The sequence below is a fragment of the Nonomuraea purpurea genome, from assembly GCF_042650645.1.
In the GTDB taxonomy this organism is placed as follows: domain Bacteria; phylum Actinomycetota; class Actinomycetes; order Streptosporangiales; family Streptosporangiaceae; genus Nonomuraea; species Nonomuraea purpurea.
This window is the reverse complement of sequence record NZ_JBHSBI010000004.1, coordinates 468498-475262: the sequence shown is the minus strand read 5'-3', so window position 1 is coordinate 475262 and position 6765 is coordinate 468498. Positions and strand designations below refer to the sequence as shown.

At 64.7% G+C, this 6765-nt stretch carries 7 protein-coding genes and 2 pseudogenes; 4 read left to right on the top strand and 5 right to left on the bottom strand.

All coding sequences use genetic code 11. From position 1 onward, the window contains the following. Nucleotides 1–719 precede the first annotated feature (719 nt). Nucleotides 720–1592 carry a hypothetical protein gene (locus tag ACFOY2_RS11145; RefSeq protein ID WP_379527876.1) on the bottom strand — a complete coding sequence of 291 codons (873 nt, stop codon included), beginning with the start codon at nucleotides 1590–1592 and terminating at the stop codon, nucleotides 720–722. A gap of 1 nt (nucleotide 1593) precedes the next feature. Next, entirely contained in the window at nucleotides 1594–2094 is a 501-nt protein-coding gene (locus ACFOY2_RS11140) for a SigE family RNA polymerase sigma factor (protein WP_379527875.1), read from the bottom strand. A gap of 455 nt (nucleotides 2095–2549) precedes the next feature. On the opposite strand from ACFOY2_RS11140, the gene ACFOY2_RS11135 reads away from it, so the two are divergent. Further along, a complete protein-coding gene (locus ACFOY2_RS11135) occupies nucleotides 2550–3344 on the top strand; it encodes a YwqG family protein (protein WP_379527874.1) in 795 nt (264 codons plus the stop codon). Nucleotides 3345–3446: 102 nt separating this feature from the next. Here the strand turns inward: ACFOY2_RS11135 and ACFOY2_RS11130 are convergent, their stop codons facing one another. From ACFOY2_RS11130 to ACFOY2_RS11120, 3 genes are all read right to left on the bottom strand, one after another. Next, nucleotides 3447–3695, bottom strand: coding sequence for a hypothetical protein (locus ACFOY2_RS11130; RefSeq protein ID WP_379527873.1), 249 nt, complete (start codon nucleotides 3693–3695; stop codon nucleotides 3447–3449). Then, the gene (locus ACFOY2_RS11125) at nucleotides 3650–3922 is read right to left on the bottom strand and encodes a hypothetical protein (RefSeq protein WP_379527872.1); all 273 of its coding nucleotides are present in this window, start codon (nucleotides 3920–3922) and stop codon (nucleotides 3650–3652) included. Before ACFOY2_RS11125 ends, ACFOY2_RS11130 begins: the two co-directional genes overlap by 46 nt. A gap of 73 nt (nucleotides 3923–3995) precedes the next feature. Continuing rightward, nucleotides 3996–4448: a hypothetical protein gene (locus ACFOY2_RS11120; protein WP_379527871.1), complete on the bottom strand. Its 453-nt coding sequence runs from the start codon at nucleotides 4446–4448 to the stop codon at nucleotides 3996–3998. Nucleotides 4449–4631: 183 nt separating this feature from the next. Between ACFOY2_RS11120 and ACFOY2_RS11115 the strand changes: the two are divergent. The 3 genes and pseudogenes from ACFOY2_RS11115 to ACFOY2_RS11105 form a co-directional block, all read left to right on the top strand. Further along, nucleotides 4632–4916: pseudogene (locus ACFOY2_RS11115) on the top strand (hypothetical protein); the annotation flags it as partial. Nucleotides 4917–5086: 170 nt separating this feature from the next. Then, nucleotides 5087–5453, top strand: a pseudogene (locus tag ACFOY2_RS11110) (IS30 family transposase); the annotation flags it as partial. Nucleotides 5454–5520: 67 nt separating this feature from the next. Continuing rightward, entirely contained in the window at nucleotides 5521–6459 is a 939-nt protein-coding gene (locus ACFOY2_RS11105) for an RNA ligase family protein (protein WP_379527870.1), read from the top strand. The last annotated feature ends 306 nt before the right edge of the window (nucleotides 6460–6765 follow it).

Below are 6765 nucleotides of genomic sequence, written 5' to 3'. Positions count from 1 at the left end.
AGAACATCCTCACCGCCGGGAGGGCGGAGTTCGTGCAGCCCAGTCCGGGTGTGCGAGCTGGGGCGCGCAAACCACGCAACCGCGTGGGCCGCAAGGCAAACCGCCAAGCAACAGCAGCCCAGGCCACCGCACAGACGGAGCCTGAGCTGGCTGGAATCCCCCGACATTAGTCGTGGGGAGCGCTTCAAGAACTGGACTCTGGTGATACCGGCGGCAGGGGCGGTGTCGAGCAACCGTTCCCGGTCAGCGCGGGTCATGGCGCCGTGTCCCTTCGTGGGGCCCGACTGGGAGTAGCAGCGGCGGCACCTGAGCTGGCAGCGGTTGGTGAGCTCCAGTTCGAGGAACCACACGGGCTCCAGTGCGGGTGCGGGGGTGGTGATGGCTGGTTCAGCCGTCATGGCGTTGCTCTTTCGTGAGGCGGATCTCTTCTGATGCCGGGGGGTGTGCCCGGCGTTCTCGGCCATGTCGTCTCGTCACTCCGCCGCCCTCCATAGGGCGTTGGGGAGCTGTTCTACCAGGACAGGAGGCACTGGGGCGTTGGTGATGAGCGCCCGGCGGCGGCCCTCGTGCTGGGTTGCCCGCATGAGGGGCCAGAGGTCCTTCGGCGTGTGGCCCTTGCGGTAGACGCCGCCCACCTCCCAGTGGCCTCGGTAGTCGGCGGTCAGGTCGGGCTGCGGGACCTATCACCCACCGCACCTGGGACGCTCAGCGGTGCCAGGTCAGTCGCTTTTCCGGCCCAATGGTCCGAACGCCACGTCCTTGTCCTGCTCGAGGATTTGGGCCTGCGGGCCATAGGCGGTCACCGTGACCGGTGGCGAATCCAGGATGGTGAAGGGCTTGCCAAGCGCGTCCTTGCCACCAGCGGGGTCCGGGACCGATCTCCCCGGCACCCGGGCGATGAAGAAGCCGTTGGCCACGCGCGCATCGGTACGCCGCCCGTCCGCCCAGTCGATCTCGACCCGTCGCACGTCCGCTTTGACCCGGCCAACGATGACCCGGTATGTGTCGTCCTTCTGGATCCGCTCCGGCCCCACCGCATACGAGTGGGTATGCGAGGTGTGGGCGTCCACTTGAAGGGCGCCAGAGAAGCCGGTCATGTTCCCTGGAGCCTTGAACCCCCAGTAGGTGAAGACCGCTAGCTCCGCGAAATCCTTCTGCGTGGTCGGCGTGCACAGGACAAAGCCGGACTGGCTGCCGACCAGAGCGGTCGACCCGCCCGTGTCCCGGTACTCCACCAGCAGCCGGAAGTCCTTGACAGCGCCGTATTCGGGGAGGCGCCGGTTACCGTCCATGTTGTGCACCGGACCTCCCTTGGGCATGCACTCTCGCACGGTCTGCAACTGTTGAGGGGTGTTGTCCGGCAGGCGTTCCACCTCCGCCGCGGTGACCTGGCCGGAGCCTCCGGAAGTCATTACGACCACAGAGGCGATCACCGAAGCAGCTGCGGCCAGCCCGGCGACTGACAATGCCATGCGCCGACGCCGCAGGGAGCCGATCCGTGCCTGTCTGGCGTAGGCGAGCGCGTCAATGGGCCTGGCCTCGTCCGCCATCAGTCGCAGTTCCGCAGATATCTGCTGTTCGTCGATAGTCATCTCAGGCCTCCAACGTGATGGTCTTGCCGATCAGTTCGCGCAACCGGGCGATGGCCTGGTGGGTCTGGCTACGTACGGTCCCTATCGAACAGCCCATGATCTTGGCGACCTCGGACTCCGAGAGGTCTTCGTAGTAACGAAGCACCAGGACCGCCCTTTTACGCGCCGGCAGGATTCGTAACGCCTGGGCCAGGGTGATGCGCGTCTCGACCTCGTGAGTCCGGTCATTCGTGGCCCGGTCAGGAGGCGACAGGACCAGCCGTTCGCGGGACCAGCGCGAACTTCGCCAGCGACCGACCTGTTCGTGGTACATGACCTGGCGCACGTACGCCTCCGGACTGTCGCGGATTCGCCGCCAGTGTCCGGCAGTCTTGGCCAGTGCCGTCTGGAGCAGGTCCTCGGCGGCGTGCTGATCATTGGTCAAGAGGTAGGCGAGCCTGATCAGACTGTCGGAGCGGGTGGTGACGAACTCGGTGAAGTCTCGCTGCTGGTCGGGGTGCAAAGGTTCTCCTCGGGTCTCACCCACTTAGATGCGGGCGGGCCCGTGAATCTATGGTGTGATGCCAGCGGTTCACCTGGATGACCATCGAGCTGCGTTTTCGCGGAGAACGCGTTGCCCACCGAGATCGTTACCTCGCATTCGTAATAACGTGCCCGTGCGTTCCCCGCGGGTTCAGCGTGAATGAAGGTCTTCATGATGGATGAGGGGCCACGGGGTTTCGACAGCTCGTGATCAGGATCAGGTTGAGTTCAGCTCAACACGGCCTCCACGGTGTTGAGCGACGAGTGCGTAAGGCGCGTTGCTGCGACGAGCATGCCGCTGGGCCAGCGTGAGTCCGTTACGCGCGAAACAGCTGAGAAGCGCGCCAGGAGCCCCGCTGTCCCAGCCTGATGCAGGGCGGACGAAACATCCTCAAGGGGACTAAACGTCGGTGCACCGTGGCATGATCCCCGGGCATGACGAACTTCGCCGACCTCGCCCGAGCCCATCTGCCCGCCGACACCGCCGACCGACTGCTCGCGCTGTTGCGTCCGGCGGTCCAGCTGTCGATCGCTCAGGATCACCAGCCGGTGGTTGGGCGACTGGGCGGAGCTGCGGACCTACCGGAAGGTGCGCCTTGGCCTGTCGGCCCGAGTTCGCGTCCGCTGTCGCTCGTCGCCACCCTCGACTGCGCGCGACTGGCCACGTATGAGGTCGACATCGAGCTACCCGAGGATGGCGCGCTGCTGTTCTTCGTCGAGTTCGAGGGTGACGGCGATGCCGTGATCTATGTGCCTGCTGGGACGCCCACGCTTCGGCAGTCCGAAGGCTGGGCTCATCCGGAGGAGTTGCTTACCGCGCGAACCGTGCTCACCTGGCCGGACAATGTCCAGCCGGAGCTAGCTGAAGCCTTTGGCGGCGACTCGGCGGTGGTTGCGGCGGTGTGGAGGCATGTGTCGGCCGGACGAGAATTCATGGAAGTGGTCGGCGAGTATGAGCATCGCCACCATGGCTCACGGCACCAGGTCGGCGGCCACGCCATGGTTCTGCAGTCGCCGTTCGAGGCCGTTGCCGCCGAACGTCAGGGTGCGGGCTGGTACGGCGAGGAGTCGTTCTATGCCGAAGCCCGTCAGTGGGTGCTGCTCCTGCAACTGGACGAGACGGACCACATGATCTGGGGCGACGGGGCGCACATCATCTGGGGCATACGCCGGGACCACCTCGCTGCCCGCGACTTCTCCAAGGCCGTCTTCGACGTCCAAGGCCACTGACGTCCCGTCCAGACTCGGCATCACCCTGAGTAGCTGATCATCGAAAGCGAGTCAGGACCCCATTTCGTCGCGCTCAACAGGAGCTTCGACAGCCTGATCAAGTCAGGTGAGCTCGGCTCTACCAGTCTCGATAGGGCGCTCCAGCAGGCTTCGGGCGATGTCCGCGTCCTCGATGGCGGTCTGCGGACTGAGGTTGAAGACCAGCTCCAGGTGCAACGGATCCGCGTTGACCACGAGTGCTTCCTGGAGGACACGGTCACCGCGGATCTGCTCAAGCTGGACGCCGAGAAGCAGCAGGTGCCAGGTCAGGTGGTAGTCGTTAACGGCTCGGTGCCGGCAGCGGACTTCCACGAGATCAGAACATGGCGGTTGGGCGCATGCGGCCACCTGCGTTGGCGATCATGCAACCAGCCGACGAGGGCGCGGTGCGCGAACTCGGACAGCTTCTTGTGATGACCGCTGAGCCGGATCTGCCGCCTGGGCAGGTCGATGTCGTCAAGGGTCAGATGGCGAATGGCGCTCGCGCGCATCTCGTAGACGGTGGCCAAGGCGACAACCAGCCGCTCTTCTGGCGTCACTTGAGCTGACAGGAGCCCGCTGACGCGCGGCACGCATGCGGAACGCGCGTCAGCGGGCACGGCTGATGCCTGGTCAGCCGCAGTGGAAGACGGGGCTGTTGTAGTTGGCCCACGAGTTGTTCGCGGCCTGAACGTTCGCCTGGACCTGGATGCAGCGGCCCTTGCCGTAGACCGTCACCGGTCCGGCGTACTGGCCGAACTGGCCGCTGTCCTGGTCGATGTCGTAGTAGTCCTGGTGGCACTTGCTCACGGACCAGCCGCTGCCGCAGGCGTACAAGGAGAGGATCATGCCCTTCTGGGTCCCGTAGTTCACCACGCGGTCGAGCCGGGCGCAGTTGTTGCCCGAGGAGGAGTTGTAGTAGAGCTTCAGTGTGCCGTAGGTCGTGCTGCCGTTCTTCACGGCGATGGTGTTGATCAGCGAGCCGCTGCAGGTGGCGGCATTGGCGGGGCTGGCGGTGAGGGTGAGCGGAGCGATGCTGGCACCCACCAGAGCCGCAGCAGTGATGCCGATCTTGGCAAACTTCACAGAGATCTCCTCCGAGAGTGATCGTGGCTGGTGACTCAGGACCGTAGATTTCGATCACCAATTTGGGATGTCCGGAATGGGTCATGATCCTTAACGCACCGGGAACTGCCTGATCATCCGGCGAGACCCATGCGGCGGAGGGCTTCCCGGTGATCACGGCGTGCTCGTCTGACAAACAGTTCCATGGGGGGGGACCGGTGGCAGCCCGGAGGGTCTTGCGGAGCGCTTGGCGGTGCCTCTGACGACCGTCTACGCCAGCGCAGAAGGGCCCGACGCCGGATCTTCTCTTCGAGTAGTCGTCGCAACATCCCAGTTGAGGGGATGCGATGGACTTCACGCGTCGTCGACAGTACTCGGGGGCGCAGGGCTCTTTCCCGTGAGCGGGCGGCATACTTGCGGCTCGTGCAGCAGGGCTTGAGTAACGAGGAGGCATGCCGGATCGTCGGCATCAACTCCCGGACCGGACGACGATGGCGTAACGGACGCAATCCGACCGGCAAGAACGTGGGGGCGCTACCGATCACATCGGCGACGCCCCCAGACGTGCGTGGCCGCTACCTGAACGAGACCGAGCGGATCCACATCACCGACCGGGTGCGGGAGAAGGCGTCGATCCGGGAGATCGCGCGCGAGTTCGGCCGCACGGCCGCAGCGCCGAACGGATGCGCGAAGCCCTCACCCAGACCGTCACGGCCCCTGCCACCCCACCTGCTGCGATCCCTCACCTGGGACCAGGGATCAGAAATGGGCTCCCACGGCGCCTTCACCCTCACAACCGACATCCCGGTCTACTTCTGCGACCCGGCCAGCCCATGGCAGCGAGGCTCCAACGAAAACACCAACGGCCTGCTCCGCCAATACTTCCCCAAGAGCACCGACCTATCGGTTCACACACGTGAGCAGCTCGACGCCGTCGCCGCCGAGCTGAATGCCAGACCACGCAAAACGCTCGACTGGGACACCCCAGCAGAGCTTCTCGCTATGCTGCTCGCCGCAAGCACCTAGTCCCACTTTGGCCGTCCGGGGCGAAAAACAGTTTTGGGGACGTTGTGCGGACATCGAGACTTCTGCCATGCGTCATGTGCCTTTCCCCAAGATCCCCGTTGCCTCGAGCGCCGCCGTCGCCGCCAACGGCATCTGGATCGCGACTGAGAAGATCCACGGAGCGCAGCTGGTCATCGCCTACGACGGCCGGGAACTCCGCATCGGTAAACGCAAGGCATGGCTGCGCAGAGAGGAGGCATTCTTCGGCTGGCAACTGCTGCGCGGCGAACTGGAACAAGCGGCCAGGGCGGCATTGTCTTTGGGCGGCAAGGTCGTGCGTATCTATGGAGAGTTGCACGGCGGCCACTATCCACATACCGACGTTGAGCCGATGCCCGGGGTCAGCGCGGTGCAGACCGGGGTTTGGTACAGCCCGGGCCTGCGCTTCGCGCTCTTTGATGTGCTCCGGCACGACCATCCCGACGACGCCGGCCTCCTGCTGCCCTACACCGACGTGGCAGCCGTGGCGGCGGCTGCCGGACTCGACGTAGTGCCCATGCTCGGCAGGGCCCCCAGACACGAGCTCGACGCCCTGCCACTGCGGTTTCCCACACGAGTGCCACGCCTGCACGGCCTGCCAGACATTCCGGGAAACTTCGCGGAAGGGATCGTCATGCGTCCGGACATCTCGGCGACGGCGGAACAGCGCCCGATCATCAAGATGAAGATCGAAGAGTTCGACGAGCAACGCTTCGACGAAAGCCAGCCCTGGAACCAGCACACACAGCTTGCCTTCAACGACTTACGCCGACTCGCCCAGGCCCTGGTGAACAAACCACGGCTGGACAGCGCGCGGTCCAAGACAGGACCCGAGTCCTTCAGCGAGTTCATGGACGAGGTCGTGCTCGACGTCATGGTCGACCTTACCGACGCCTTCCCCGCCGCCATGGCCGCCCTTGGCGATGGCGAAGAAGACGAACTGCACACGCACCTGCGCAAGGTCATCCAAGCGATGCGCCACGAGTGAGAACAGCTGCGCCGAACCCAGCAGCTACAAGGTCGATCAGCGGCAAGCCACGGTTTGCCCGATGACAAGGCTTTCACCCACACCATCGCGTCGTGACTGCCTTAGGCGAAGACGCTCGACTGGATACCCCCAGCCGAGCGTCTTGCTGTTCTCCTAGCTACCAGTAGGTGATCAACGTGTTGCGACGACCCCTGGAATACGCCGATCATGGCGCCGGGCCCTTCTGTTACCTCTGAGGTTGCTCAGTAACGACAAGTGACGACAACGTTTTCCCAGCTCAGGGCCCGGTTCTCAAGAAGATCGCCG

What these genes read in the sequence shown, in the direction of transcription:
- ACFOY2_RS11105 (WP_379527870.1), top strand. Translation starts at nt 5,521, where the DNA reads ATGCGTCATGTGCCTTTCCCCAAGATCCCCGTTGCCTCGAGCGCCGCC.
- ACFOY2_RS11145 (WP_379527876.1), bottom strand. Translation starts at nt 1,592, where the DNA reads ATGACTATCGACGAACAGCAGATATCTGCGGAACTGCGACTGATGGCG.
- ACFOY2_RS11135 (WP_379527874.1), top strand. Translation starts at nt 2,550, where the DNA reads ATGACGAACTTCGCCGACCTCGCCCGAGCCCATCTGCCCGCCGACACC.